This is a genomic window from Pseudomonas sp. KH_027, from assembly GCF_057838565.1.
Genome location: NZ_CM174470.1, coordinates 3280069 through 3306058 on the forward strand (window position 1 = coordinate 3280069; position 25990 = coordinate 3306058).

A 25990-nucleotide genomic window follows, 5' to 3' on the forward strand; every position below is an offset into this window, starting at 1 on the left:
AAGTTGCTTTCAAATTGCCGACGGGCTCGCGTGCAATACTGCGCGGCGCCCTTTGCCCCAATAGATACGGGCTCGCTCGACGGTTTCGAAAACACCCTCTCCAGGGTCAAAGAACGGCTTTCGGGTAGGAGCCCAGCACCTTGAGCGCCACTGCTTCCTGACTGATCTTCTCGAGCACATCCTTGATCAGCGGATCACGGTGGTGGCCGGCGAAGTCGATGAAGAATACATAGGTCCACTTGCCGCTACGCGACGGACGCGTTTCGATCCGGGTCAGGTCGATGCCATTGGCATGGAACGGCACCAGCAATTCATGCAGCGCGCCCGGCTTGTTGCGCATGGAGGCGATGATCGAAGTCTTGTCGTCGCCGGTAGGCGGCACTTCCTGGCTGCCGATAATCAAAAAGCGCGTGGAGTTATCCGGACGGTCTTCGATCTTCTCGGCGAGCTTGGTCAGGCCATACAGGCTTGCCGCCATATCGCCAGCAATCGCCGCCGAATTCCACTCGCTTTTCACCCGTTTGGCCGCATCGGCGTTGCTGGAAACCGCCACGCGCTCGACATTCGGGTAATGCGCGTCCAGCCACTTGCGGCACTGCGCCAGGGACTGGGCATGGGAGTAGATGCGGGTAATGCGATCGGTCTTGGTGGTATCGCCCACCAGCAGGTGATGGTGGATACGCAGCTCGACTTCGCCACAGATCACCATGTCATGCTCAAGGAAGCTGTCCAGGGTGTTGTTGACCGCGCCTTCGGTGGAGTTCTCCACCGGCACCACACCGAAATTGACCGCACCGGCGGCCACTTCACGGAACACTTCGTCGATCGCTGCCATCGGCACGCTGATCACCGCATGGCCGAAATGCTTGAGCGCGGCCGCCTGGGTGAAAGTACCCTCCGGGCCGAGGTAGGCCACCTTGAGTGGCTGCTCCAACGCCAGGCAGGAGGACATGATCTCGCGAAACAAGCGCGCCATCTCCTCGTTACCCAGCGGCCCCTTGTTGCGATCCATGATGTGCTTGAGCACCCAGGCTTCGCGCTCGGGACGGTAGAACACCGGCTTCTCGCCTTCCGGCAAGGCCAGCATCTTCACCCGCGCCACTTCCTGGGCACAGCTGGCGCGATCGCTGATCAGGTCGAGAATCTTCTCGTCGAGACTGTCGATCCGCACCCGCAGGGCTTTCAGCTCTTGCTCGGACATCAACCGTGCTCCTTCTCGAACTCCGCCATGTAAGCCACCAAAGCCTCCACGGCATCGAGACCCACGGCGTTATAAATGGAGGCACGCATGCCGCCAACAGAACGATGGCCCTTGAGGTTGAGCAGGCCACGGGCCTCGGCACCCACCAGGAAGGGCTTGTCCAGGCGCTCGTCCGCCAGGCGGAACGGCACGTTCATCCAGGAACGGGCGTTTTTCGCGATCGGGTTGCTGTACAACTCGCTGGCATCGATGACGCCGTAGAGCCGGTCTTTCTTGGCGCGGTTGCGCCGCTCCATCGCCTCGACACCGCCCTGCTCCTTCAGCCACTCGAACACCAGGCCCGAGAGGTACCAGGAGAAGGTTGCCGGGGTGTTGTACATGGAGCCGTTATCCGCGGCGACCTTGTAGTTGAGCATGGTCGGGCAGCTGGAACGGGCGCGACCGAGCAGGTCTTCGCGCACGATGACGACCACCAGGCCGGACGGGCCGATGTTCTTCTGCGCGCCAGCGTAGATCAGGCCGAACTTCGACACATCGATGGGCCGCGAGAGGATGTCCGAGGACATGTCCACCACCAGCGGCACATCGCCCGTCTCGGGAACCCAGTCGAACTCCAGGCCGCCGATCGTCTCGTTGGAGGCGTAATGCAGGTAGGCCGCATCGCGGCTCAGCTGCCACTCGTTCTGCCCGGGAATCGCGAAGTAGTCGTACGGCTTGGCGCTGGCGGCGACGTTGACGTTGCCATAGCGGCGCGCTTCTTCGATGGCCTTCTTCGACCAGATGCCAGTGTCGATGTAATCGGCAATGCCGTCTTCCGGCAGCAAATTCAGCGGGATCTCGGCGAACTGCTGGCTGGCGCCGCCCTGCAGGAACAGCACCTTGTAGTTCGAGGGGATGACGAGCAGGTCACGCAGGTCCTGTTCGGCCTTTTCGGCGATCGCAACATACTCGTCGCTGCGATGGCTCATCTCCATCACCGACAGGCCTTTACCCTGCCAGTCGAGGAGTTCCGCCTGGGCGCGTTGCAGTACAGCTTCGGGAAGCGCGGCGGGGCCGGCGCAGAAGTTAAAGGCTCGCTTGCTCACGTCAATCTCTCTCAGTTCACCAACACCGCCGCCGGGACGACGGTGCGCTTTCGTGCAGGGCGCACTCGCGTAGCAGTACGCCCTACGCGCTTACTCTTCGCTGGCTTCCGCAGCCGGGGCTTCTACGCCCTCTTCGCCTTCCAGTTCGGCCTCTTCGGACGCCTCGCCTTCCAGCTCTTCGCCCTCGCCCATTTCCTCGTCAAGCGCCGACGGTTCCTGCACACGCTCCAGGCCCACCAGCGTTTCATCGCTGGCCAGCTTGATCAGGGTCACACCCTGGGTGTTGCGCGACAGGCTGGAAACTTCGTCGACCCGCGTACGGACCAGCGTGCCCTGGTCGGAAATCAGCATGATTTCCTCGCCGTCCAGCACCTGCACGGCGCCTACCAGTTTGCCGTTGCGCTCGTTGCTGACCATGGCGATCACACCCTGACCACCACGCTTGTAGTCGGGGAACTCGGCGATGGCGGTGCGCTTGCCATAACCACGGGCCGAGGCGGTGAGGATCTGGCTGCCCTCTTCCGGGATCAGCATGGAGATCAGCTTCTGCCCTTCCGGCAGGCGCATGCCACGCACGCCACGAGCGGTACGGCCCATGGCGCGCACGTCGGTTTCCTTGAAGCGGGTGACCTTGCCGCCATCGGAGAACAGCATGACCTCACGAGAACCATCGGTGATGGCGGCGGAAATCAGGATGTCGTCTTCGTCCAGCTCCAGTGCGATCAAACCGACGCTGCGTTGACGGCTGAATTGCTCCAGCGGGGTCTTTTTCACGGTACCGCCAGCGGTGGCCATGAAGATGAAGTGACCTTCGGTGTACTCGTCCACCGGCAACATGGTGGTGATGCTCTCGCCTTCGCTCAGCGGCAGCAGGTTGACCAGCGGCCGACCACGCGCAGCCCGCGAGGCTTCCGGAATCTCATAAGTCTTCAGCCAGTACACCTTGCCCTTGCTGGAGAACAGCATCAGCGTGGTGTGGCTGTTGGCGACCAGCAGGTGCTCGATGTAATCCTCGTCCTTCACCCCGGTCGCGGACTTGCCTTTACCGCCACGACGCTGAGCCTGATAGGCGGTCAGCGGCTGGGATTTGGCATAGCCACCGTGGGAGATGGTCACCACGCGATCTTCCTCGGTGATCAGGTCACCCAGGGTCAGATCGAGGCGGGCATCGAGAATCTCGGTGCGACGAGCATCGCCGAACTCGGCCTTGACCCCCTCCAGCTCTTCGCGGATCACTTCCATCAGGCGCGTGGCGCTGGTGAGGATGCGGATCAGCTCGCCGATCTGGGTCAGGATTTCCTGGTACTCGGCCAGCAGCTTCTCGTGCTCCAGACCGGTCAGACGGTGCAAGCGCAGCTCGAGGATGGCCTGGGCCTGCTCCGGCGAGAGGAAGTATTTGCCGTCACGCAAGCCGTACTGCGGATCGAGGTCATCCGGGCGGCAGGAGTCGGCGCCAGCGCGCTCGACCATGGCCTGTACCGCGGTGGATTCCCACGCCGTGGAGACCAAGGCTTCCTTGGCTTCAGCGGGCGTCGGCGAGGCCTTGATCAGCGCGATAACCGGGTCGATGTTGGACAGCGCGACCGCCTGCCCTTCAAGGATGTGGCCACGTTCACGGGCCTTGCGCAGCAGGTAGACGGTACGCCGGGTCACCACTTCACGGCGGTGAAGGATGAAGGCTTCGAGCAGGTCCTTGAGGTTGAGGATCTTCGGCTGGCCGTCGATCAGCGCCACCACGTTGATACCGAACACGCTCTGCAGCTGGGTCTGGGCATAGAGGTTGTTGAGGATCACCTCCGGCACTTCGCCGCGACGCAGCTCGATCACCACGCGCATGCCATCCTTGTCGGACTCGTCGCGCAACTCGGTGATGCCTTCAAGCTTCTTCTCTTTCACCAGCTCGGCGATCTTCTCGATCAACCGTGCCTTGTTCAGCTGGTACGGCAGCTCGCTGATGACGATTTGCTGGCGACCACCGACCTTGTCGATGTCTTCGATCTCGGCGCGGGCACGGATCTGAATCCGCCCACGACCGGTGCGATAGGCCTCGATGATCCCGGCGCGGCCATTGATGATGGCGCCCGTCGGGAAGTCCGGACCCGGGATGTACTGCATCAGGTCGTCGATCGTCAGCTCGGGGTTTTCGATCAGCGCCAGGCAACCGTCGATGACCTCACCGAGGTTGTGCGGCGGAATGTTGGTCGCCATGCCCACGGCGATGCCGCTGGAACCATTGACCAGCAGGTTCGGAATCTTGGTCGGCATGACCGCCGGGATCATCTCGGTGCCGTCGTAGTTGGGCACCCAGTCGACGGTTTCCTTGTCCAGGTCCGCCAGCAGCTCGTGGGCCAGCTTGGTCATGCGCACTTCGGTATATCGCATGGCCGCGGCGTTATCGCCGTCCACCGAACCGAAGTTGCCCTGGCCGTCGACCAGCAGGTAGCGCAGCGAGAACGGCTGCGCCATACGTACGATGGTGTCGTATACCGCCGTATCACCGTGCGGGTGATACTTACCGATCACGTCACCGACCACGCGGGCGGATTTCTTGTACGCTTTGTTCCAGTCGTTACCCAGCTCGCTCATCGCGAACAGCACTCGACGGTGCACGGGCTTGAGGCCATCGCGCGCATCCGGCAAGGCTCGTCCGACGATTACGCTCATCGCGTAGTCGAGGTAGGACTGCTTCAGCTCGTCTTCGATATTGACCGGTATGATTTCTTTGGCCAGTTCGCCCATGAGAAGCCTGGTTCCTTTTTCTGGTGAAGCTCCACCGCATCCATCCTGAATAGGGCGAAGCTCGCCGCCGCGGGCTGAGGCCCAGCAACGACTCACGACAAATCAACGGGTTACGACATGGACCTGCGCAGTAATTACGCCCCTGGTCGCCCCCCTTGAAAACTGACGGAGAGTACCACAATCAGCGCCCCGCACCTATCCCCAGCCAGCAGACAACGCGCTAGCCGCGCCATGCAAATGCCAGCACCCGGAACGGGCACGGCCGCTTTCGCCCAACCCGATCAGTGCAGGCGCTTGCGGCACATCAATTGCGTCATCTTGGCGGCATCCGGGCGCTCGACTATGCCCTTTTCGGTCACGATGAAATCGATCAGATCGGCCGGCGTGACATCGAACACCGGATTGACCGCATCCACATCCGCCGCCACCCGCTGCCCCGCCAATTCCAGCAACTCACGACCATCACGCTCCTCGATCGGGATGTCATCGCCGCTTTCCAGGGTCATATCAATAGTCGAACTCGGCGCCACCACCATGAAGCGCACCCCGTGGTGCATGGCATTGACTGCCAACTGATAGGTGCCGATCTTGTTGGCCACATCACCATTGGCGGTTATCCGGTCGGCACCGACTATCACCCAGGTAATGCCCTTGGTCTTCATCAGATGGGCCGCCGCCGAGTCGGCATTCAGGCTGACCGGAATACCCTCGTTGGCCAGCTCCCACGCGGTCAGCCGCGAACCTTGCAGCCAGGGCCGGGTTTCGTCGGCGTAGACCCGCTCGACCAGCCCATCCAGATAAGCCGCGCGAATCACCCCCAGTGCCGTGCCGAAGCCGCCAGTGGCCAGCGCGCCGGTGTTGCAATGGGTCAGCAGGGTTTGCAGATTGCCCTGGTGCTTGCGGATCAGATCGACGCCGAGCTGCGCCATGGTCAGGTTGGCCTCGCGATCGCTCAGATGGATGGCCACCGCCTCGGCCTCCAGCACCACCAGGGGGCTGTCCGTCGCCTTCAGACGCCCCAGACGCTCACGCATGCGGTTCAGCGCCCAGAACAGGTTGACCGCCGTCGGCCGCGAATCGGCCAGCACGCGGAAATCCTCTTCCAGCGCCGCCTGCCAGTCCCCGCCTGCAGCCAGCCGCGCCCGCACACCCAACACCAGGCCATAGGCCGCACTGATGCCAATGGCCGGGGCACCGCGCACCACCATGGCTTTAATCGCCTCGGCCACCCCGGCCGCGGAGTCGTAGCGCAACCAGGTTTCCTCGAACGGCAGGCGCCGCTGATCGAGCAGATACAGCGCGCCATCCCGCCAATCGATGGCCTTAACCTTCTCTGCCGCCAACAATTGCTCGCGCATGGCCAACCTCGTACTCGGAAACGAAAAGCCGCGGATTATAGCGAGCCCCCTGCCAAGGCGCTCGGGTATACTTCATCGACCTCAGGATATGCCCTTGGAAGCCATCATGCCCGACCACGCTGCCCCGCTCGACCTGCTGCTCCTGCCAACCTGGCTGGTGCCTGTCGAGCCCGCCGGCGTAGTGCTGCACGCGCATGGCCTGGGCATCCGCGATGGCCGTATCGCCCTGATCGCGCCCCGCACCGAGGCCCTCAAGCATTCCGCCCGCGAAGTGCGCGAGCTGCCGGGCATGCTGCTCACCCCCGGCCTGGTCAACGCCCACGGTCACGCAGCGATGACACTGTTCCGTGGCATGGCCGACGACACCCCACTGATGAACTGGCTGGAACAGCACATCTGGCCGGCCGAAGCCAAGTGGGTGGATGAGGCATTCATACGCGACGGCACCGAATTGGCCATCGCCGAGCAATTGAAAGGCGGCATCACCTGCTTCTCCGACATGTACTTCTTCCCGGAAGTTGCCAGCGAATTGATGCACAAGAGCGGTATCCGCGCGCAAATTACCATTCCCGTGCTGGATTTCCCGATTCCCGGCGCCCGCGACGCCGACGAAGCCCTGCGCAAAGGCCTGGCCCTGTTCGACGACCTCAGAGTGCACCCACGCCTCAAAGTCGCCTTCGGCCCGCACGCGCCGTACACCGTAAGCGACGACAAGCTGGAAAACATCTGCATGCTGGCCGAGGAGCTGGACGCCGGCATTCATATGCACGTACAGGAAACCGCCTTCGAGGTGCAACAGAGCCTGGAGCAGCGCGGCGAACGCCCGCTCGCCCGCCTGGCGCGCCTGGGCCTGCTCGGCCCGCGCTTCCAGGCCGTGCACATGACCCAGATCAACGATGACGACCTGCAACTGCTGGTAGAAAGCAACAGCAACGTCATCCATTGCCCCGAATCCAACCTCAAGCTGGCCAGCGGCTTCTGCCCGGTGGAACGCCTGTGGCAGGCCGGGGTGAACGTGGCGATCGGCACCGACGGTGCGGCCAGCAACAATGATTTGGATCTGCTCGGCGAAACCCGCACCGCGGCGCTGCTGGCCAAAGCCGTGGCCGGTTCGGCCAAGGCCCTGGATGTGCACCGCGCATTGCGCATGGCCACGCTCAACGGCGCCCGCGCCCTCGGCCTGGACGACCAGATCGGCTCGCTGGAGGTCGGCAAGGCCGCCGACATCGTGGCCTTCGACCTGTCCGGCCTGGCCCAGCAACCTGTTTACGACCCGGTATCGCAATTGCTTTATGCCAGCAACCGTGACTGCGCGAGGCACGTCTGGGTAGGCGGCAAGCAACTGCTCGACGACCGCCGCCTGACGCGCCTGGACGAAGAGAAATTGATCGCCCGCGCTCAGGCGTGGGGCAGGAAGATCGCTGCAACCCGACCCGGCAACTAGGGCGGACTCAGGAGCGAAGCGCACAGCCCGCCGCAGAGCCATGAAGACACCGAGCCCTGCTTGCATCATTCCCGTGAAGACGGGAACCCAACAAACAGCTGGCGTACCGCCTCGCGAGTACGCCCCACGGAACCGCATGGCGCTTGATTGGGATAACCGCTTCCACAAGCCGAATTTCTGGATTTGAGGACCGCATCATGAGCAACGTCGACCACGCCGAAATCGCCAAATTCGCCGCCCTGGCACACCGCTGGTGGGACCGCGAAAGCGAGTTCAAGCCGCTGCACGACATCAACCCGCTGCGGGTGAACTGGATCGACGAGCGCGCCAACCTGGCCGGCAAGAAGGTGCTGGACATCGGCTGCGGCGGCGGCATCCTCAGCGAAGCCATGGCCCAGCGCGGCGCCACCGTCACCGGCATCGACATGGGTGAAGCACCGCTGGCCGTTGCCCAGCTGCATCAGTTGGAGTCCGGCGTCTCGGTGGAATACCGGCAGATCACCGCCGAAGCGCTGGCCGAAGAAATGCCCGAGCAGTACGACGTGATCACCTGCCTGGAGATGCTCGAACACGTGCCCGACCCCGCCTCGGTCATCCGCGCCTGCTTTGCCATGGTCAAGCCGGGCGGCCAGGTGTTCCTCTCCACCATCAACCGCAACCCCAAGGCCTACCTGTTCGCCATCATCGGCGCGGAATACCTGATGCGCCTGCTGCCGCGCGGCACCCATGACTTCAAGAAGTTCATCCGCCCCTCGGAACTGGGCGCCTGGAGCCGGGCTGCCGGGCTTGAGGTCAAGGACATCATCGGCCTGACCTACAACCCGCTGACCAAGCACTACAAGCTGGCCGCCGACGTGGACGTCAACTACATGATCCAGACCCTGAAGGAAGCCTGATGCGCCTGCGAGCGGTTCTTTTCGATATGGACGGCACCCTGCTCGACAGCGCGCCGGACTTCATTGCCATCACCCAGGCCATGCGCGTCGCCCACGGCCTGCCCCTCCTGGCGGAGAAACTGATCCGCGATCAGGTTTCCGGTGGCGCCCGCGCCATGGTCGCCGCCGCCTTCGCCGCGGACCCGCAATCGGCCGAGTTCGAAGCACTGCGCCTGGAGTTCCTCGAACGTTATCAGGAACACTGCGCCGTCCTGACCCGACCTTTCGACGGCATCCTCGAACTGCTGGCCGACATCGAGCAAGCCAAGCTGATCTGGGGCGTGGTCACCAACAAACCCGTGCGCTACGCCGCGCCAATCATGCAGCAGCTCGGCCTGGCAGAGCGCTCGGCCGTGCTGATCTGCCCGGATCACGTGAAAAACAGCAAGCCGGACCCCGAGCCGCTGCTACTCGCCTGCAGCCAGCTGGGCCTGGAGCCGGCCAGCGTGCTGTTCGTCGGCGACGACCTGCGCGACATCGAATCGGGACGCGCGGCCGGCACCAAGACCGCTGCCGTGACATACGGTTATATCCACCCGGACGACAACCCCACGCACTGGGGCGCCGATGTGGTGGTCGATCACCCGTTGCAGCTGCGCGCCGTACTCGACCGGGCGCTGTGCAGCTGCTGAACGACTGACGGCAGGCGCAGGGTGGATTAGCCGCAAAGCGGCGTAATCCACCATCGGTACCGCAAGGTGCCGCCTGTGGCGGCATTGGTGGATTACGCTGCGCTAATCCCCCCTACAAATGAGAGAGACTTTACGATGTTTCAATACTCTGCCCGCCCCGACCTGCTGAAGGATCGCGTGATCCTCGTCACCGGCGCCGGCCGTGGCATTGGTGCCGCTGCCGCCAAGACCTTCGCCGCCCACGGTGCCACCGTACTGCTGCTGGGCAAGACCGAAGCGAACCTGACCCAGGTGTATGACGAGATCGAAGCCGCCGGCCACCCGCAACCGGCGATCATTCCCTTCAACCTGGAAACCGCTCTGGCGCATCAGTACGACGAACTGGCCGCCATGGTCGAAAACGAATTCGGGCGCCTCGACGGCCTGCTGCACAACGCCTCGATCATTGGCCCGCGCACGCCACTGGAACAGCTGTCCGGCGATAACTTCATGCGCGTCATGCACGTCAACGTCAACGCCATGTTCATGCTGACCAGCACCATGCTGCCACTGCTGAAACTCTCGCCAGACGCCTCCGTGCTTTTCACCTCCAGCAGCGTCGGGCGCAAGGGCCGCGCCTACTGGGGTGCCTATGGGGTGTCCAAGTTCGCCACCGAAGGCCTGATGCAGACCCTCGCCGACGAACTCGACGGCACCAGCGGCGCCCGCGCCAACAGCGTCAACCCGGGCGCCACCCGCACCGACATGCGCGCCCAGGCCTACCCGGGCGAGAAGCCGACGAACAACCCGCTGCCCGAAGCGATCATGCCGGTTTACCTTTACCTGATGGGCCCGGACAGTATCGGGGTCAACGGCCAGGCCTTCGACGCGCAATAATCCCAGCCCACCCTTCCACCTCAAAGCCTCGGCAGGCTGCGTCGGCAATGCTTCGGACACGGTCTGCCGCACGCCCCGCCGCCGCACCCGAATCAGCAACCAGCCAGGCTCGCGACGGGAAACCGGCAACCCCCTGATGTGATCGGCATCACATTGCCAGCTTTCGCCAAACAACCGGCAAAAGCTGGCCGCACGCCATCAGACAAACAACACAAGGAATTGAAAATAAAGGACTTAAATTAAAATGAACCCTCTGGCACGAATTTCGCTCTAACACCCTGTCGCCGCGCCCCGCGCCAGAGGTATGCCTATGGTTCCCCCGAGCAAGACCAACACCATCGATTTCGACGCTGCCAAATTGCAGCGCTTGGGTTTCTCCAGCAACCGCACGCAATCCCTGCATCCGGTCAGCCTGGCCCAATTGCGCCAGCAACTGAGCCTGCAGTTGCAGACCAGCCTGGAAGCCGAACGGATCATCAGCCTGTTTTTCCGCGAGGTTAAACGCCTGGTGCCTCTGGATGCGTTGGCCTATCAACAGCCGGCCAGCGACCTGCGCCTCGAGCTTGGCGAACGCGCCAGCCACTCCGCCGGCTACCGCCTGAGCCATGAAGGCGAATACCTTGGCGAACTGATCTTCCGGCGCAACCAGCGCTTCACCGAAGAAGAACTCAGCCACCTCGAATCCCTTCTGGCCAGCCTGCTCTTTCCGCTGCGCAATGCCCTGCTCTATCGCGCGGCCGTGCAGTGCGCCCTGCGCGACCCCTTGACCGACACCGGCAACCGGATCGCCATGGATCAGGCCTTGCAGCGTGAAGTCGACCTGGCCCGGCGCAACCTGCAACCCTTGTCGCTGCTGATGCTGGATGTCGATCACTTCAAGCGGATCAACGACAGCCACGGCCACAGCATCGGCGACGAAGTGCTGAAAGCGCTGGCGACAACCATGAAGGCGCAGTTGCGCAACATCGACATGATCTTTCGCTACGGTGGCGAAGAGTTTCTGATCCTGCTCTCCAATACCAACCGCGAAGCCGCCGCGATGGTCGGCGAGCGCCTGCGCTCTGCGGTGCAGGAGTTGCAATGCCTGGCCCAAGGGCAAGCCATCGAACTCTCCGCCAGCCTTGGCTGCGCCAGCCTGCTGCCCGGGGAGTCGGTGGAGAGCCTGCTGCGCCGCGCAGACAACGCGCTCTACATTGCCAAGCGCGATGGCCGTAACCGCCTGACCATGGCCGGCTGAGGTTTTAGCTCCGCGCCCTCGCGGGGACGACGGAGCACTTCTGGCATCCCGTCACTCCCGCGAAGGTGGGAACCCTGCAAAGTGACAGACCCAAAAAAAAGGGGCTCAATGAGCCCCTTTTTTTGATTGGCCGGATTACTTCTCCGGCTTGCGACCGCGACCGAAACCCGGGCGCTGACCTTCGCCAGTCGGCGGGCCACGGCGCTTGGCTGGCGCACCGGCGGGCTTGCGCGCCGGCCGATCAGCCAATTCGATACCCGGCCGGCCGGTTTTACCGTTGCCTGGACGCTTCTTGTTCACATCGCTCGGACGCTCGGCCAATGGCGTGCCACGGTTCTGCTCACCACGCCCAGCGGCTGGACGCGGCGTGCGCGAACCACGCTCGGCGGAGTCGGAGCGCGGCCCGCTGCGCTGCGGACGTTCGCCAGCCTCAGGGCGCGGGTTGCGACGCTCGCTCGAGTCGGTACGCGGACCGCTACGCTGCGGACGCTCGCCGCCTTCCGGACGCGGGCTGCGCACCGGGCGTTCGCCACTGCGTTGCGGACGCTCAGCACCCTCGCCACGCGGGGCGCGCACAGGGCGCTCACCCGCCTCGGAACGCGGAGTGCGGGACGGACGCTCGCCACCTTCGCTATTCACGGCAGGGCCACCACCATGGGCGGGACGCAAAGTCCGCACCGGGCGTTCGCCACGACCCACGGGCTTGGCCGATTTGCGCTGCAGGCGGTCGAGCTTCTCGCGGGTCTTGGCTTTCATACCCTGCTGAGTGACGGACGCCAGGCCGACTTCGGCACTGAGGATGTCCACTTCGCTCTGGCTCATTTCGCGCCAGCGGCCCATGGTCAGATCGGATGTCAGGAACACCGGACCGAAACGTACGCGCTTCAGGCGGCTGACCACCAGACCCTGGGACTCCCACAGGCGCCGCACCTCGCGGTTGCGGCCTTCCATCACCACGCAGTGATACCAGTGGTTGAAGCCTTCGCCGCCGGGCGCTTCTTTGATATCGGTAAAACGCGCCGGGCCGTCTTCCAACAGCACGCCGTTTTTCAAGCGCAGGAGCATGTCCTCATCGACTTCGCCACGCACGCGCACGGCATATTCGCGGTCCATCTGGTAGGACGGGTGCATCAAGCGGTTGGCCAGCTCACCATCGGTGGTGAACATCAGCAAGCCAGTGGTGTTGATGTCGAGGCGACCGATATTGATCCAGCGGCCATCTTTCGGCCGTGGCAGGCGATCGAATACGGTGGGGCGACCTTCCGGGTCGTCGCGGGTGCAGATTTCGCCATCGGGCTTGTTGTAGATCAGCACGCGGCGCGTTTCTTCCGCAGCCTCTTCGCGCTTGAGCAGGCGACCATCGATGGCGATGGCGTCGTGCAGATCGACACGCTGACCGAGGGTGGCGGGCTTGCCGTTGACCTTGACCCGACCTTCGCCGATCCAGGCTTCCACGTCGCGGCGCGAGCCCAGGCCTATGCGCGCCAGGACTTTCTGCAGTTTTTCGCCAGCGGGGCTGTATTCTTCGGACTCACTCATTCTGGGCACCTCCCGGTGTAGCAATCTGATCGCCTGCGGCGAGGACTCGCCGAGGGGCGCGCATCATACGCTGCGCAGCCTTGCAAGCCTAGCGTATATGGCCAACCCTGGCGGACACGAGCCGATGAAAGAGCAGCCAGGCGCCCAGCTCCGCGCTCGAAGTCTTCGCCTGCTAGCGTTTTTTACGCCGCCCCGTGGCCGCCAGGCTCAGCAACCGCAGCGCGGCTTCGGCCAGGACGGCGCGTTTATCGGCCTTGTCAAACGCCTTCCAGCCCCTGATCTCGGCACGACTGCGGCCGCACCCCAGGCAGATGCGCCGCTCGAACTCACACACCTTGATGCAGGGGTTCTTGGTTTCACTCATCCCGCCTCCCACGCCCCTTTCCCCACCAACGATGACTGCCCGCTCAGTCGCGGCTCGCCTCTTGCTCGTCCGGCAGGGCTTCTTCCTGCTCGTCGTCCGGCTCCACGTCGGCCAAATCATCGAAATCGGTTTTCAGGCCCTGCTCCATCGAATCCAACTCCGCCAACAGGCTGCTGAAGCTGGTTTCATCCCGCGCCTCCAGCGCCTCCTCTGGCGTATCGGCCAAGTCAGCGCGGGCCTGCAAGTCGCTCGGTACCGGCACATCATCATCGCCGAAGGCCAACAGCGGCTCGGGCTCCAACTCGCGCAGCACAGCCAGCGGTGGCAGCTCATCGAGGTTTTTCAGGTTGAAGTGATCGAGAAACAGTTTGGTGGTGGCGAACATCGCCGGCTTGCCCGGCACGTCGCGGTAACCGACGACGCGAATCCACTCGCGTTCGAGCAAGGTTTTGACGATATGGCTGTTCACCGCCACGCCACGGATATCCTCGATCTCGCCACGGGTGATCGGCTGGCGATAGGCGATCAGCGCCAGGGTTTCCAGCATGGCGCGGGAGTAGCGCTGCGGGCGTTCCTCCCACAGCCGGCCAACCCAGGGGGCGTACTGTTCGCGAACCTGCAAACGGTAACCGGTGGCCACTTCCTTCAGCTCGAAGGCGCGCCCGGCGCAGGATTTCTCCAGCAGCAGCAGGGCTTTTTTAAACACGGCCGGCTCGGGCCGCTCAGCCTCTTCGAACAGCTCGAACAGCCGCTCCAGCGACTGCGGCTTGCCGGAAGCCAGAAGGAAAGCCTCGAGTAGCGAGGCCAGCTCGCGGGGGTCGGTCAGGTTCATCTATCAGCTCTTATTCGGCTCGCGCACGCACATGGATAGGCCCAAAGGCTTCATTCTGCACCAGCTCGACCAGGGATTCCTTGATCAATTCGAGCACCGCCATAAAGGTCACCACCACACCGAGGCGGCCCTCATCGGCACTGAACAACGCCACGAACGGTACGAAGGCCCCGCCCTTGAGCCGCTCCAGCACGTCGCTCATGCGTTCGCGGGTCGACAGCGCTTCGCGCGTGACCTGGTGGCTCTCGAACATGTCGGCGCGGCGCAACACCTCGGCCATCGACAGCAACAGCTCTTCCAGGCTGACATCGGGCAACAGCTTGCGCGCCCGCGCCTCCGGCGCATCCAGGCGCGGCACGGTGAGATCGCGACCGACCCGCGACAGCTGGTCGATGCCTTCGGCCGCGGCCTTGTAGCGTTCGTACTCCTGCAGGCGACGGATCAACTCAGCACGCGGGTCGTCCTCTTCCTCTTCCACCGCGCTGGAACGTGGCAGCAGCATGCGCGACTTGATCTCGGCGAGCATTGCGGCCATCACCAGGTACTCGGCGGCCAGCTCCAGGCGCACCGACTGCATCAATTCGACATAGCCCATGTACTGGCGGGTGATTTCCGCCACCGGGATATCCAGCACGTCGATGTTCTGTTTGCGGATCAGGTACAGCAACAGGTCGAGCGGGCCTTCGAAGGCTTCGAGGAACACCTCCAGCGCATCCGGCGGGATATACAGATCCAGCGGCATCTCGGTGACGGCCTTGCCGTACACCAGGGCGAACGGCAACTCCTGCTGCGCACCGGCCTGGCTGTCTGGCGGATCTACTGGCGAAATGTCCTGCATATATTCCTCTGGGGCGGGCAACTGCCTATACCGGGGCAGCGCCCGTGACGGGACTAGAACGGGTCAGCGGTAATTCAAACCCAGGGCCGAACGCACTTCGACCAAGGTTTCACGCGCCTCATCGCGGGCCCGTTCAGCGCCCTCGGCGAGGATGCTACGCACCAACTCCGGGCTGTCCTGGTAATCGATGGCGCGTGCTTGCAGAGGTTTGAGTTCGATTTGAACCGCCTCGATCAGCGGCGCCTTGCAGTCCAGGCAGCCGATGCCGGCGCTTTTGCAGCCTTGTTGCACCCAGGCCCGCGTCTCGTCGCTGGAGTAAACCTCATGCAAGGGCCACACCGGGCAGCGCGCCGGATCACCCGGATCACTACGATGGACCCGCGCCGGGTCGGTCGGCATGCGGTTGAGCTTGTCTTCCACGTCATCGGCGCTGTCGCGCAGGTAGACGGCATTGCTATTGGACTTGGACATTTTGCCGCCGTCCAGCCCGGCCAACCGCGGTGAATCGCTGAGCAATGCGTGCGGCTCCGGCAACAGCACCTTGCCGCCGCCCTCCAGGTAACCGAACAAGCGCTCCTTATCCCCGAGGGTGACGCTTTGCAGCTCTTTGAGCAGCGCCCGCGCGGTCTCCAGCGCCTCGACATCGCCCTGCTCCTGAAAGGCTTTGCGCAAGCTGTTATAGAGCTTGGCGGTTTTCTTGCCGAGTTTGAGGATCGCCGCCTCGGCCTTGTCCTCGAAGCCCGGTTCGCGGCCGTACAGGTGGTTGAAGCGCCGCGCGACGTCGCGGGCAAACTCGATATGCGGCAGTTGGTCGGAACCGACCGGCACCAGGCCGGCTCGGTACAACAGGATGTCGGCGGCCTGCAGCAAGGGATAGCCGAGAAAACCATAGGTGCCGAGGTCTTTGTGGTGCAGTTGATCCTGCTGCTCTTTATAGGAGGGCACCCGCTCCAGCCAGCTGAGCGGGCAGATCATCGACAGCAGCAGATGCAGCTCAGCGTGCTCCGGCACCTGCGACTGGATGAACAGGGTCGCCGAACTGGGGCTGACGCCCGCGGCCAGCCAGTCCACCGCCATGTCCATGACGTGCTGGGAAATCTGCCCGACTTCGTCGTAATCGGTGGTCAGCGCATGCCAGTCGACGATGCAGAAGAAGCACTCGTATTCATGCTGCAACTTGACCCAGTTCTTCAGCGCGCCGTGGTAGTGACCAAGGTGCAAACGGCCACTGGGGCGCATACCCGAAAGCACGCGCCGCTGGGAATCGACAAGGCTCAAGCAGAGTTCCTTTAGCGAACAGACAGAAAGCCGATTATAGCCAGCACCTAGGCGCCGCCCGCAAATGGCGACGGATCACCGCAACCGACACGGATAATTTCGGCTTCATCGTCGACCAGGCTGATCACGGTCGACGCTTCCAGGCCGCCAAAACCGCCATCCAGGATCAGGTCGACCTGATGCTCCAGCATCTGGCGCATCTCGTAAGGATCACTCATCGGCACCTCCTCGCCAGGCAGAATCAGGCTGACGCTCATCAGCGGCTCGCCGAGCTCCGCCAGCAGGGCCTGGGCGATCGGATGGCTTGGCACCCGCAGGCCGATGGTCCGACGCTTGGGGTGCAGCAGCATGCGCGGCACTTCGCGGGTGGCACTCAGAATGAAGGTGTAAGGCCCCGGTGTATGGGCTTTGAGCAGGCGAAACGCGCCGGTATCGACCTTGGCGAACAGCCCCAGTTGCGACAAGTCGCGGCAGACCAGGGTGAAGTTGTGTTTATCGTCCAGTTGGCGCAGGCGGCGAATCCGCTCCACCGCGCTTTTCTCGCCAATGTGGCAGCCCAGTGCGTAGGAAGAGTCCGTCGGGTAGACGATCACCCCGCCGGCCTTGATAATTTCCACCGCCTGCTTAATCAGGCGCGCCTGCGGGTTTTCCGGGTGCACCTGGAAGAATTGACTCATGGGAACTCCCTGTTCAGAGGGCAGCAGGCTGCTGGACATGCTCGAAACGTAACCAGAGTGGCGGAAGATCGTCGGGCAACGGGCGGTACATGCCCAACTCGGACCAGTCTCCCGGGGCGTGGAAATCACTGCCGACACTCGCCAGCAGACCAAATTCACGGGCCAGAATCGCCAGGCTACCGACTTGCTCGGCCGGCTGCATGCCATTGACCACTTCTAGCGCATGGCCGCCGGCCTGGATGAAATCGGCGATCAGTTTGCGCCGCTTGCTGCGGGTGAAGTCGTATTGCCAGGCATGCGCCAGGCTGACCCAGGCGCCGGCCTCGCGTAGCGTACCGACCGCTTCTTCGAGGGTCGGCCAGTGTTGTTTGACATCGCCCAGCTTGCCGGAGCCCAACCACTTGCGAAATGCCTCGCCGCGATCGCGCACATGCCCGGCCCGCACCATGAACTCAGCGAAGTGCGGCCGCGCCGGCGCATTGCCGCTGTCGCCCAACTCCTGCTGGTAAGCCCGCGCGCCTTCGAGCGCCCCCGGCATACCCTTGGCTTCCAGGCGTTTGTCGATTTCTTCGGCGCGCAACCAGCGGCCATCGCGCAGGTCGGCAATCGCCTGCAGCAGCGCCGGCGCATTGGCGGCAAAGCCATAGCCGAGCACATGGATGGTCGCCCCGCCCCAGGTACAGGACAACTCCACACCGTTGATCAGTTGCATATCCAGCGCAGCGGCGGCGGCACGCGCCTCTTCGAGGCCTTCCAGAGTGTCATGATCGGTCAGCGCCAACATCCGCACACCCCGTTCATGGGCGCGCGCGACAACCACGGCAGGCGCTAGGGCGCCATCGGAGGCTGTGCTGTGGCAGTGCAGATCGACGTTCATTGAGTGCTTCTCTCTATAACCGCGGGAAACTCTGATGCGTTCAGCGTTTCCCTACTGGTCTGGTTTGTTATTATGCCGGCACATCCTGCTTCTGGCTGCCACTGTGAAACAATTCATCGACTTCATCCCGCTTATCCTGTTTTTCATCGTTTACAAGCTCGATCCCCGGGCGGTTGAACTGGCCGGCAATACTTACATGCTAGGCGGTATTTTCAGTGCCACGGCGATGTTGATCGTCAGCTCGGCGGTGGTCTACGGCACTATTTTCCTCATGCAGCGCAAGCTGGAGAAAAGCCAGTGGCTGACCCTGGTCGCCTGCCTGGTGTTCGGCAGCCTGACACTGGCCTTCCACAACGAGACGTTCCTCAAATGGAAGGCCCCCGTGGTCAGCTGGCTGTTCGCCCTGGCATTTGCCGGCAGCCACTTCATCGGTGAGCGTTTGCTGATCCAGCGCATCATGGGCCATGCCATCAGCCTGCCCGATGTGATCTGGACCCGCCTGAACATCGCCTGGATCGTATTCTTCATCGTCAGCGGCGCCGCCAACCTGTTCGTCGCATTCACTTTCCAGAGCATCTGGGTCGACTTCAAGGTATTCGGCAGCCTGGGCATGACCCTGCTGTTCCTGATCGGCCAAGGCCTGTTCCTCGCACGCCACATCCATGATGTCGAACCCGGCCCGTCTGCCACCAAAACCAAGGACTGACATGCTCTACGCGATCATAGCCACCGATGTAGCCAACTCGCTGGAAAACCGCCTGGCCGCCCGCCCCGCCCACGTGGCACGGTTGGAACAGCTGAAGAACGAAGGCCGCCTGGTACTTGCCGGCCCGCACCCGGCAGTCGACAGTAATGATCCTGGCGCCGCCGGCTTCACTGGCAGCCTGATCGTCGCCGAGTTCGAATCCCTCAGCGCCGCCCAAGGCTGGGCCGACGCCGATCCCTACCGGGCGGCCGGGGTCTACGCCAGCGTACTGGTAAAACCCTTCAAGCTCGTGCTCCCCTAGCAGTACCCGCCCGACCAACCAGGAAATAGGAGTTCCGATGCGCCAAGGCCCGCTTTCCCTGCTGTTCGCTGTGTTACTGATGACTGGCCCATTGCACGCCGAAGAAGTAACGGCCGCAGCAGGCAACGACCCAACCTTGGCCGCTGCTTCGGCGGCGCAAATGCAAATCGACACCCTGGAACAACGCCTGGCGGAAAGCGAACAGCAGCGCGGTGAGCTGAACGCACAGCTGCAAAGCTCCAGCGGCGAACGCGAGAACGCACAACTGACGCGGCTGCGCCAGGACAACCAGCGCCTCAAGCTGCAACTCAAGGAAGCCCAGGCGCAGCAACCGCCGAGCCTGTTGAGCGAACAACAGCAGTGGTTCGTGATTGGCGCCGGCGTAGCACTCGCTGCAATGCTCTGCGGCGCGCTGCTACGTGGTAGCCGTAAAACCCGCCGTGAATGGATCAACTAAGCCCAGCCATGCCCAACCTACTGCTGATCGACGATGACCGTGAACTCTGCGAACTGCTCGCCAGCTGGCTGAGCCAGGAAGGCTTTCAAGTCAGCGCCTGTCATGACGGCAATAGCGCCCGCGCGGCACTCGCCGCACAGGCGCCAGCGGTTGTCGTGCTGGATGTGATGCTGCCCGACGGTAGCGGCCTGGAGCTGCTCAAGCAGCTGCGCAGCGACCACCCTGAACTTCCGGTGCTGATGCTCTCGGCCCGTGGCGAGCCACTGGATCGCATCCTCGGCCTGGAGCTCGGCGCCGACGATTACCTGGCCAAACCTTGCGATCCGCGCGAGCTGACCGCAAGGCTGCGCGCCGTACTGCGCCGCAGCCTGCCGGTGGCCACCTCCAGCCTTCTGGAACTGGGCGACTTGAGCTTCAGCCCGGCCCGTGGCGTGGCCACCATAGGCGGCCACGAAGTGATCCTGACCGTTTCCGAAAGCCGCCTGCTCGAAGCCCTGCTGCGCCAGCCGGGCGAGCCACTGGACAAACAGGAGCTGGCGCAACTGGCGCTCGGGCGCAAACTGACCCTGTACGACCGCAGCCTGGACATGCACGTCAGCAACCTGCGCAAAAAAATCGGCCCACACCCAGACGGCCAGCCGCGCATCCTTGCTCTGCGCAGCCGTGGTTACTATTACAGCGCCTGAAGCCCTGTTCGGCCTTTACCTAAGCTTTACCCTTGCCTGACCGCCCTTGACCTTGCCTTCCCTAGACTGGGCACATCCGGCAACTGGCCGGAATCGAGACAAGGAGATACACCATGCGCAAGACCCTTATCGCCGTCCTGTTCGCTGCAGCCCTGCCGACTTTCGCCATGGCCATGCCCGAAGGCGGCCCACGCCACGGCGGCGAGCACGGCTCGCAGATGATGTTCAAACGGCTGGACCTGAGCAAAGAGCAGCGGCATGCCGTCGGCAAGCTGATGGGCGAGCAAATGCGCAGCCGCCAGGAGATCACCAAACGCTACCTGGACAAGCTGCCCGCAGCCGAGCAGAAAGCCATGCAGGACGAGCTCAAAACCAAGCACGACAAAACCCAGAGCGAGATCCGCGCCCTGCTCAAGCCGGAACAACAGAAAGCCTTCGACGAACTGCAGAAGCAGCAGCAGGAACGCCGTGCCGAACGCGCTGAATTCGAAGCCTGGAAAGCCGAGAAAGCGCAAAAAGCCCAGTAATCTGGCCACGGCCCGCAAAGCCGTAAGCTACCCGCCCATCCAACACACTGCTGCTGGATGGGCTTTGTTCGTTTGAGGAGCTCCTGTGCGTTCACTGTTTTGGCGCATCTTCGCCAGTTTCTGGCTGGCCATCGCCCTGGTTGCCGGCTTGTCCATGCTGCTTGGTCGGGCGCTGAACCAGGACGCCTGGATTCTCAGCCAGCACCCGGGCCTGCAGGATTTTGCCGAACGCTGGACGCAGATCTATGAAACGCAAGGCAGGCAAGCCGCGCAGGACTTTCTTGAGCAGCGCAAACGCAATCACCACATCGACACCCAGGTGCTCGACGAGAACGGCCAGGCGGTCATCCACGGCACCTTCCCACGTCGTGCGGCCGCCCTCGAAGCGCGGCGACATGATGACGAGCGACGCCTGCCCTGGCGCCGCCTGACCAGTGAATACACCAGCCCTACAAGTGGCGAAACCTACCTGCTGATCTACCGCATTCCGCACCCGGAACTGGATGCCTGGCACCGCGGCAGCCTGCTCTGGCCGCTGAGCGCCCTGGGTATCACGCTGGTGGTCCTGAGCCTGTTCAGCCTGCTGCTGACGCTGTCCTTCACTCGCCCGCTCAGCCGCCTGCGCGGCGCCGTGCATGACCTCGGGCAGACCACCTACCAGCAGCACAGCCTGGCGCGTCTGGCCAACCGCCGCGATGAGTTCGGCGTGCTGGCCAGCGACTTCAACCGCATGGGCGCGCGCCTGCAAGGCCTGATCGGCAGCCAGCGGCAACTGCTGCGCGATGTTTCCCACGAACTGCGTTCGCCGCTGGCGCGCTTGCGCATCGCCCTGGCCCTGGCCGAACGCGCCGAGTCGGCCGAACGCGAACAGCTGTGGCCACGCCTGGCACGCGAGTGCGATCGCCTGGAAGCCCTGATCAGCGAGATCCTCGCCCTCGCCCGCCTGGATGCCGAACCGGGCGCGGCCCAACCGATCGACCTGCCGAGCCTGCTCGAGGGTCAGCAGCAGGAGGCGCAACTGAGTGCCCCGGAGCAGGAAATTCGCATCGATATAGAACCTGGGCTGAGCTTGCAAGGCTGGCCGGACATGCTGGCACGCGCGCTGGACAACCTGCTGCGCAATGCCCTGCGCTTCAACCCAGCCGGTCAGCCGATCGAGCTACGGGCGCAGCGCCAGGGCGAGCGCTTGCTGCTCAGCGTGCGCGACCATGGCCCCGGCGTGCTGAGCGCGCATTTGCCGCGACTCGGCGAACCGTTCTTCCGCGCACCGGAGCAAAGCGCGGCCGGGCATGGCCTGGGGCTGGCAATTGCGCGCCGGGCCGCCGAACGCCATGGCGGCAGCCTGAACCTGGCCAACCATCCGGACGGCGGTTTCGTGGCCACGCTGGAACTGCCGCTGACGGCAGGCGAAATCTAAGCGGGACGGGAAGAATGTTGGGCTTTGCGGAACGCCGCCCAACCTACGCCCATTGACGGCTGTTACGGCCAGGCGCTGACGAAGTCGCTGACCGCCAGCTCTGGCGGGGTACGCAACTCACGCTCTGGTGTGCCGAGATAAAGAAAGGCGATGATCTGCTCGTTCGCACTCAAGCCCAGGCCTTCGGCCACCCTGGCGTTGTAGGACAGCTCGCCAGTGCGCCAGACCGCGCCGACCCCCTGGGCGTGGGCGGCGAGCAGAATGCCATGGGCCGCGCAGCCAGCCGCCAGCAGTTGTTCCTGCCGCGGAACCTTGAAGTGCTCCTGCAAACGGGCGATCACCACGATCAGCAGCGGTGCGCGCAGCGGCATCGCTCGCGCTTTGCTCAAGGCCTCTGGGGTGACCGCCTCCGAGTTCGCGCTAAGCGCCGTGGCCAGCAACTCGCCGAGTTGCACGCGCGCGGCGCCCTCGACCGTGAGAAAACGCCAGGGTCGTAGTTGACCATGATCCGGCGCCCGCAAGGCCGCACGAAACAGCAGCTCGCGCTGCGCCGCATCGGGTGCGGGTTCGACCAGGCGCGGCGCGGAAACACGGTTGAGCAGAGCGTCGAGAGCCTCCATCGGCCACCTCCAAAAGAAAGACAGGGCGCATTCTAGCCGATCCGGTCACTGCAGCCGCCGCGATAACGCTCCCGCCGGAGTAACAATGACCACGCGCTGCACGCCGGCAAACGCGCAAGATGGAAAACTCCAGCCAATCTGCAAAAAGGCTGATTTACAGGCCCTGCGGCGCGAGTAGAATGGCGCCCTGCCACCTCCGAGCCTGACTATATGGCCCTGCCGACCCTGCGCATCATCGGTTTCATCCTCGGCACATTTCTGCTCACCCTGGCCCTCAGCATGGTGATCCCCATGCTGACGCTGCTGTTGTTCGAACGCACCGACGACCTCAATGCCTTTCTCTGGTCAAGCCTGATCACCGCGCTCACCGGCTTCGCTCTAATGGCCCCCGGCCGCCCGGAGAATGCACATCTACGGCCCCGCGACATGTACTTCCTGACCACGGCCAGCTGGGTTGTGGTCTGCTGCTTTGCCGCGCTGCCGATGGTGATCATTCAGCACATCAGCTACACCGATGCCTTTTTCGAAACCATGTCCGGCATCACCACCACCGGATCGACCGTAATCACCGGGTTGGACAGCGCCTCGCCGGGCCTGCTGATCTGGCGCTCGATGCTGCACTGGCTGGGCGGCATCGGCTTTATCGGCATGGCGGTGGCGATCCTGCCGCTGCTGCGGGTCGGCGGCATGCGCCTGTTCCAGACCGAGTCCTCGGATTGGGGCGAGAAGGTCATGCCACGCTCGCACATGGCCGCCAAGTACATTCTGCTGGTCTACGTGGGCATTACCGCACTGGGCACCCTGTGCTTCTGGCTGGCCGGCATGACCGGTTTCGAGGCCGTCAATCATTCGATGTCGATGATCTCCACCGGTGGTTTCTCCACCTCCGACTCATCCCTGGCGCATTGGCCGCAACCGGCGGTGCATTGGGTTGCCGTGGTGTTCATGATGCTCGGCAGCCTGCCCTTCACCCTGTACGTTGCGACCCTGCGCGGGCATCGCAAAGCGCTGATCAAGGATCACCAGGTGCGTGGCTTCGTCGGCTTCCTGGTGCTCACCTGGCTGATTTTCGGCACCTGGCTGTGGCTCAACTCCGAGCACAGCTGGCTGGACGCCTTCCGTATCGTCGCGGTCAACGTCACCTCAGTGGTCACCACCACCGGCGTGGCGCTCGGCGACTACACCCTGTGGGGCAGCTTTTCGGTGTTGCTGTTCTTCTACCTGACCTTCATCGGCGGCTGCTCGGGCTCCACCGCCGGCGGCCTGAAAATATTCCGTTTTCAGGTCGCCTACGTGCTGCTCAGGGCCAACCTGCAGCAGCTGGTGCACCCGCGCGCGGTGATCAAACAGAAGTACAACAACCACAACCTCGATGAAGACATCGTTCGTTCGCTGATCACCTTCTCGTTCTTCTTCACCATCACCATCGGCGTCATCGCCCTCGGCCTGGCGGTGATCGGCCTGGACTGGGTCACCGCGCTGACGGGCGCCGCCACGGCTGTGTGCAACGTCGGCCCGGGGCTGGGTCCGATCATCGGCCCGGCGGGCAACTTCTCCAGCCTGCCGGACGCGGCCAAGTGGCTGCTGACCATCGGTATGTTGCTCGGTCGCCTGGAAATTCTCACCGTGCTGGTGCTCTTCATTCCCGCGTTCTGGAAGCACTGAACCCCAGCGCAGCGCCTGAGCCGACGCTATCGCCCGGCACTCAGGTACTGCGCCAGGAGTGCCGGCGTGGCATGTTCAGCGCTCACGCGCGCTCCTGCCTGCAGATTGCGCAATAGCTAAACGAACTCACGACGCCGTCCGCTAGAATGGCGCCCTGTCACCTTCCGAGCCCCCCTGCATGGCCACACCGACGCTGCGCACCATCGGTTTCATCATCGGCATTTTCCTGATTACCCTGGCCATCAGCATGGTCGTGCCGATGCTGACGCTGCTGCTTTTCGAGCGCGCCGCCGAGATCAATACCTTTCTCTGGTCGAGCCTGATCACCTTTGTCGCCGGCCTGGCCCTGGTGCTACCCGGTAAACCCGAGCACGTGCAGTTGCGCCCGCGCGACATGTACATGCTCACTGTCAGCAGTTGGGTCGCGGTGAGCATCTTCGCCGCCTTGCCTTTTCTGCTGACCCAGCACATCAGTTACACCGACTCGTTCTTCGAGAGCATGTCCGGCATTACCGCCACCGGTTCCACGGTACTCAGCGGGCTGGACAGCATGTCTCCGGGCATCCTGATCTGGCGCTCGCTGCTGCACTGGTTGGGCGGTATCGGGTTTATCGGTATGGCCGTGGCGATCCTGCCGCTGCTGCGCATCGGTGGCATGCGCCTGTTCCAGACCGAGTCGTCGGACCGTTCGGAAAAGGTCATGCCGCGCTCGCACATGGTCGCCAAGTTCATCGTGCTGACCTACGTCGGCTTCACCCTGTTCGGCACCCTGGCGTTCTGGCTGGCTGGCATGACCCTGTTCGATGCCATCAACCATGCCATGTCGGCCATCTCCACCGGCGGCTTCTCGACCTCCGACCAATCGCTTGCCAAGTGGCAGCAACCGGCGGTGCACTGGGTCGCGGTGGTGGTGATGATCCTCGGCAGCCTGCCCTTCGCCCTGTATGTGGCCACGCTGCGCGGCAACCGCCGGGCGCTGATCAAGGACGAGCAGGTGCGCGGCTTTTTTGGCCTGCTGCTGTTCACCTGGCTGGTGATGAGCACCTGGTACTGGCTGACCACCGACCTGCCCTGGCTGGAGGCGCTGCGGCATGTAGCGGTCAACGTCACCTCGGTGCTGACCACCACCGGCTTCGCCCTGGGCGATTACAGCCTGTGGGGCACCTTCTCGCTGATGATTTTTTTCTACCTCGGCTTCATCGGTGGCTGCTCGGGCTCGACCGCCGGCGGGATCAAGATTTTCCGCTTTCAGGTCGCCTACATCCTGCTCAGGGCCAACCTGCACCAACTGATTCACCCTCGCGCGGTGATCAAGCAGAAGTACAACGGCCACCGCCTGGACGAAGACGTGGTCCGCTCGATTCTGACCTTCTCGTTTTTCTTCACCATCACCATCTGCGTGATCGCCCTCGGTTTGTCGCTGCTGGGCCTAGACTGGATGACCGCACTGACCGGCGCCGCCAGTTCGGTATCCGGTGTCGGCCCCGGCTTGGGCGAGGTGATAGGCCCGGCCGGCAACTTCGCCGGGCTGCCGGATGCCGCCAAGTGGCTACTGGCGCTGGGCATGCTGCTGGGGCGACTGGAGATCATCACCGTGCTGGTGCTGTGCATCCCGGCCTTCTGGCGGCACTGACAGAACTACCGAGGCCGGTGCCCGCGAGGACGCCGCTTGAAATCACCCCCTCGTCAACCCCAACTG

General features: G+C 63.5%; 24 protein-coding genes and 1 pseudogene. 13 read left to right on the forward strand and 12 right to left on the reverse strand.

The genetic code is table 11. The annotated features are described in order from the left end of the window. Positions 1-106: 106 nt before the first annotated feature. From pheA to mtnA, 4 genes are all read right to left on the reverse strand, one after another. Entirely contained in the window at positions 107-1201 is a 1095-nt protein-coding gene (gene pheA / locus AC3IYG_RS15380) for a prephenate dehydratase (protein WP_489309797.1), read from the reverse strand. Continuing rightward, the gene (gene serC, locus AC3IYG_RS15385; protein WP_489309799.1) at positions 1201-2286 is read right to left on the reverse strand and encodes a 3-phosphoserine/phosphohydroxythreonine transaminase; all 1086 of its coding nucleotides are present in this window, start codon (positions 2284-2286) and stop codon (positions 1201-1203) included. The genes pheA and serC overlap by 1 nt, the downstream gene beginning before the upstream one ends. Before the next feature lie 90 nt (positions 2287-2376). After that, positions 2377-5025, reverse strand: coding sequence for a DNA gyrase subunit A (gene gyrA / locus AC3IYG_RS15390; protein WP_489309801.1), 2649 nt, complete (start codon positions 5023-5025; stop codon positions 2377-2379). A 281-nt stretch (positions 5026-5306) separates the two neighbouring features. Further along, on the reverse strand, positions 5307-6383 hold the full coding sequence (gene mtnA / locus AC3IYG_RS15395; protein WP_489309803.1) for an S-methyl-5-thioribose-1-phosphate isomerase: 1077 nt from the start codon (positions 6381-6383) through the stop codon (positions 5307-5309). Between the two features lie 106 nt (positions 6384-6489). On the opposite strand from mtnA, the gene AC3IYG_RS15400 reads away from it, so the two are divergent. From AC3IYG_RS15400 to AC3IYG_RS15420, 5 genes are all read left to right on the forward strand, one after another. Further along, a complete protein-coding gene (locus AC3IYG_RS15400; RefSeq protein WP_489309805.1) occupies positions 6490-7827 on the forward strand; it encodes a TRZ/ATZ family hydrolase in 1338 nt (445 codons plus the stop codon). 197 nt (positions 7828-8024) lie between these two features. Beyond that, positions 8025-8723: a bifunctional 2-polyprenyl-6-hydroxyphenol methylase/3-demethylubiquinol 3-O-methyltransferase UbiG gene (gene ubiG / locus AC3IYG_RS15405; RefSeq protein ID WP_489309807.1), complete on the forward strand. Its 699-nt coding sequence runs from the start codon at positions 8025-8027 to the stop codon at positions 8721-8723. Further along, complete coding sequence (mupP, locus tag AC3IYG_RS15410; protein ID WP_489309809.1) at positions 8723-9394, forward strand: N-acetylmuramic acid 6-phosphate phosphatase MupP; 672 nt, start codon at positions 8723-8725, stop codon at positions 9392-9394. Before ubiG ends, mupP begins: the two co-directional genes overlap by 1 nt. Positions 9395-9529: 135 nt before the next feature. After that, a complete protein-coding gene (locus AC3IYG_RS15415) occupies positions 9530-10270 on the forward strand; it encodes a YciK family oxidoreductase (protein ID WP_489309811.1) in 741 nt (246 codons plus the stop codon). Between the two features lie 310 nt (positions 10271-10580). Beyond that, entirely contained in the window at positions 10581-11507 is a 927-nt protein-coding gene (locus AC3IYG_RS15420; RefSeq protein WP_489313926.1) for a GGDEF domain-containing protein, read from the forward strand. 135 nt (positions 11508-11642) lie between these two features. Here the strand turns inward: AC3IYG_RS15420 and rluB are convergent, their stop codons facing one another. The 7 genes and pseudogenes from rluB to AC3IYG_RS15455 all read right to left on the reverse strand — a co-directional run bounded on the left by rluB (position 11643) and on the right by AC3IYG_RS15455 (position 17912). Continuing rightward, positions 11643-13046 (reverse strand): 23S rRNA pseudouridine(2605) synthase RluB, encoded by a 1404-nt coding sequence (gene rluB / locus AC3IYG_RS15425; RefSeq protein WP_489309813.1) that lies wholly within the window; start codon positions 13044-13046, stop codon positions 11643-11645. Between the two features lie 172 nt (positions 13047-13218). Then, complete coding sequence (locus AC3IYG_RS15430; protein ID WP_489309814.1) at positions 13219-13410, reverse strand: DUF1289 domain-containing protein; 192 nt, start codon at positions 13408-13410, stop codon at positions 13219-13221. 76 nt (positions 13411-13486) lie between these two features. Beyond that, positions 13487-14242: pseudogene (gene scpB / locus AC3IYG_RS15435) on the reverse strand (SMC-Scp complex subunit ScpB); the annotation flags it as partial. A gap of 10 nt (positions 14243-14252) precedes the next feature. Next, positions 14253-15071, reverse strand: a complete 819-nt coding sequence (locus tag AC3IYG_RS15440) for a segregation and condensation protein A (RefSeq protein WP_489313927.1) — start codon at positions 15069-15071, stop codon at positions 14253-14255. A 72-nt stretch (positions 15072-15143) separates the two neighbouring features. After that, positions 15144-16358 carry a tryptophan--tRNA ligase gene (locus AC3IYG_RS15445; protein WP_489332112.1) on the reverse strand — a complete coding sequence of 405 codons (1215 nt, stop codon included), beginning with the start codon at positions 16356-16358 and terminating at the stop codon, positions 15144-15146. 47 nt (positions 16359-16405) lie between these two features. Then, positions 16406-17035 carry an L-threonylcarbamoyladenylate synthase gene (locus AC3IYG_RS15450; RefSeq protein ID WP_489309816.1) on the reverse strand — a complete coding sequence of 210 codons (630 nt, stop codon included), beginning with the start codon at positions 17033-17035 and terminating at the stop codon, positions 16406-16408. Between the two features lie 13 nt (positions 17036-17048). Continuing rightward, the gene (locus AC3IYG_RS15455) at positions 17049-17912 is read right to left on the reverse strand and encodes a PHP domain-containing protein (RefSeq protein ID WP_489309818.1); all 864 of its coding nucleotides are present in this window, start codon (positions 17910-17912) and stop codon (positions 17049-17051) included. A gap of 103 nt (positions 17913-18015) precedes the next feature. Between AC3IYG_RS15455 and AC3IYG_RS15460 the strand changes: the two genes are divergently transcribed. The 6 genes from AC3IYG_RS15460 to AC3IYG_RS15485 all read left to right on the forward strand — a co-directional run bounded on the left by AC3IYG_RS15460 (position 18016) and on the right by AC3IYG_RS15485 (position 22006). Then, positions 18016-18618 carry a septation protein A gene (locus AC3IYG_RS15460; protein WP_489309819.1) on the forward strand — a complete coding sequence of 201 codons (603 nt, stop codon included), beginning with the start codon at positions 18016-18018 and terminating at the stop codon, positions 18616-18618. 1 nt (position 18619) lies between these two features. Further along, positions 18620-18919 (forward strand): YciI family protein, encoded by a 300-nt coding sequence (locus AC3IYG_RS15465; RefSeq protein WP_489309821.1) that lies wholly within the window; start codon positions 18620-18622, stop codon positions 18917-18919. A gap of 37 nt (positions 18920-18956) precedes the next feature. Next, a complete protein-coding gene (locus AC3IYG_RS15470; RefSeq protein WP_489309823.1) occupies positions 18957-19376 on the forward strand; it encodes an SH3 domain-containing protein in 420 nt (139 codons plus the stop codon). An 8-nt stretch (positions 19377-19384) separates the two neighbouring features. Then, entirely contained in the window at positions 19385-20062 is a 678-nt protein-coding gene (locus AC3IYG_RS15475) for a response regulator transcription factor (RefSeq protein WP_489309825.1), read from the forward strand. 113 nt (positions 20063-20175) lie between these two features. After that, the gene (locus AC3IYG_RS15480) at positions 20176-20589 is read left to right on the forward strand and encodes a Spy/CpxP family protein refolding chaperone (protein WP_489309827.1); all 414 of its coding nucleotides are present in this window, start codon (positions 20176-20178) and stop codon (positions 20587-20589) included. Positions 20590-20674: 85 nt separating this feature from the next. Then, entirely contained in the window at positions 20675-22006 is a 1332-nt protein-coding gene (locus AC3IYG_RS15485; protein ID WP_489309829.1) for a sensor histidine kinase, read from the forward strand. Between the two features lie 62 nt (positions 22007-22068). Here the strand turns inward: AC3IYG_RS15485 and AC3IYG_RS15490 are convergent, their stop codons facing one another. Next, the gene (locus tag AC3IYG_RS15490) at positions 22069-22626 is read right to left on the reverse strand and encodes a nitroreductase family protein (protein WP_489309831.1); all 558 of its coding nucleotides are present in this window, start codon (positions 22624-22626) and stop codon (positions 22069-22071) included. 210 nt (positions 22627-22836) lie between these two features. On the opposite strand from AC3IYG_RS15490, the gene AC3IYG_RS15495 reads away from it, so the two are divergent. Both AC3IYG_RS15495 and AC3IYG_RS15500 read left to right on the forward strand, forming a co-directional pair. Continuing rightward, positions 22837-24291: a TrkH family potassium uptake protein gene (locus AC3IYG_RS15495; RefSeq protein ID WP_489309833.1), complete on the forward strand. Its 1455-nt coding sequence runs from the start codon at positions 22837-22839 to the stop codon at positions 24289-24291. A 178-nt stretch (positions 24292-24469) separates the two neighbouring features. Continuing rightward, the gene (locus AC3IYG_RS15500; protein WP_489309835.1) at positions 24470-25924 is read left to right on the forward strand and encodes a TrkH family potassium uptake protein; all 1455 of its coding nucleotides are present in this window, start codon (positions 24470-24472) and stop codon (positions 25922-25924) included. Positions 25925-25990 lie beyond the last annotated feature (66 nt).

Coding starts and splice junctions, on each gene's coding strand:
- AC3IYG_RS15430 (WP_489309814.1), bottom strand. CDS start 13,410: ATGAGTGAAACCAAGAACCCCTGCATCAAGGTGTGTGAGTTCGAGCGG.
- AC3IYG_RS15450 (WP_489309816.1), bottom strand. CDS start 17,035: ATGAGTCAATTCTTCCAGGTGCACCCGGAAAACCCGCAGGCGCGCCTG.
- mupP (WP_489309809.1), top strand. CDS start 8,723: ATGCGCCTGCGAGCGGTTCTTTTCGATATGGACGGCACCCTGCTCGAC.
- AC3IYG_RS15420 (WP_489313926.1), top strand. CDS start 10,581: ATGGTTCCCCCGAGCAAGACCAACACCATCGATTTCGACGCTGCCAAA.
- mtnA (WP_489309803.1), bottom strand. CDS start 6,383: ATGCGCGAGCAATTGTTGGCGGCAGAGAAGGTTAAGGCCATCGATTGG.
- AC3IYG_RS15495 (WP_489309833.1), top strand. CDS start 22,837: ATGGCCCTGCCGACCCTGCGCATCATCGGTTTCATCCTCGGCACATTT.
- AC3IYG_RS15475 (WP_489309825.1), top strand. CDS start 19,385: ATGCCCAACCTACTGCTGATCGACGATGACCGTGAACTCTGCGAACTG.
- rluB (WP_489309813.1), bottom strand. CDS start 13,046: ATGAGTGAGTCCGAAGAATACAGCCCCGCTGGCGAAAAACTGCAGAAA.
- AC3IYG_RS15500 (WP_489309835.1), top strand. CDS start 24,470: ATGGCCACACCGACGCTGCGCACCATCGGTTTCATCATCGGCATTTTC.
- AC3IYG_RS15490 (WP_489309831.1), bottom strand. CDS start 22,626: ATGGAGGCTCTCGACGCTCTGCTCAACCGTGTTTCCGCGCCGCGCCTG.
- AC3IYG_RS15480 (WP_489309827.1), top strand. CDS start 20,176: ATGCGCAAGACCCTTATCGCCGTCCTGTTCGCTGCAGCCCTGCCGACT.
- AC3IYG_RS15415 (WP_489309811.1), top strand. CDS start 9,530: ATGTTTCAATACTCTGCCCGCCCCGACCTGCTGAAGGATCGCGTGATC.
- AC3IYG_RS15470 (WP_489309823.1), top strand. CDS start 18,957: ATGCGCCAAGGCCCGCTTTCCCTGCTGTTCGCTGTGTTACTGATGACT.
- pheA (WP_489309797.1), bottom strand. CDS start 1,201: ATGTCCGAGCAAGAGCTGAAAGCCCTGCGGGTGCGGATCGACAGTCTC.
- gyrA (WP_489309801.1), bottom strand. CDS start 5,025: ATGGGCGAACTGGCCAAAGAAATCATACCGGTCAATATCGAAGACGAG.
- ubiG (WP_489309807.1), top strand. CDS start 8,025: ATGAGCAACGTCGACCACGCCGAAATCGCCAAATTCGCCGCCCTGGCA.
- AC3IYG_RS15455 (WP_489309818.1), bottom strand. CDS start 17,912: ATGAACGTCGATCTGCACTGCCACAGCACAGCCTCCGATGGCGCCCTA.
- AC3IYG_RS15465 (WP_489309821.1), top strand. CDS start 18,620: ATGCTCTACGCGATCATAGCCACCGATGTAGCCAACTCGCTGGAAAAC.
- AC3IYG_RS15400 (WP_489309805.1), top strand. CDS start 6,490: ATGCCCGACCACGCTGCCCCGCTCGACCTGCTGCTCCTGCCAACCTGG.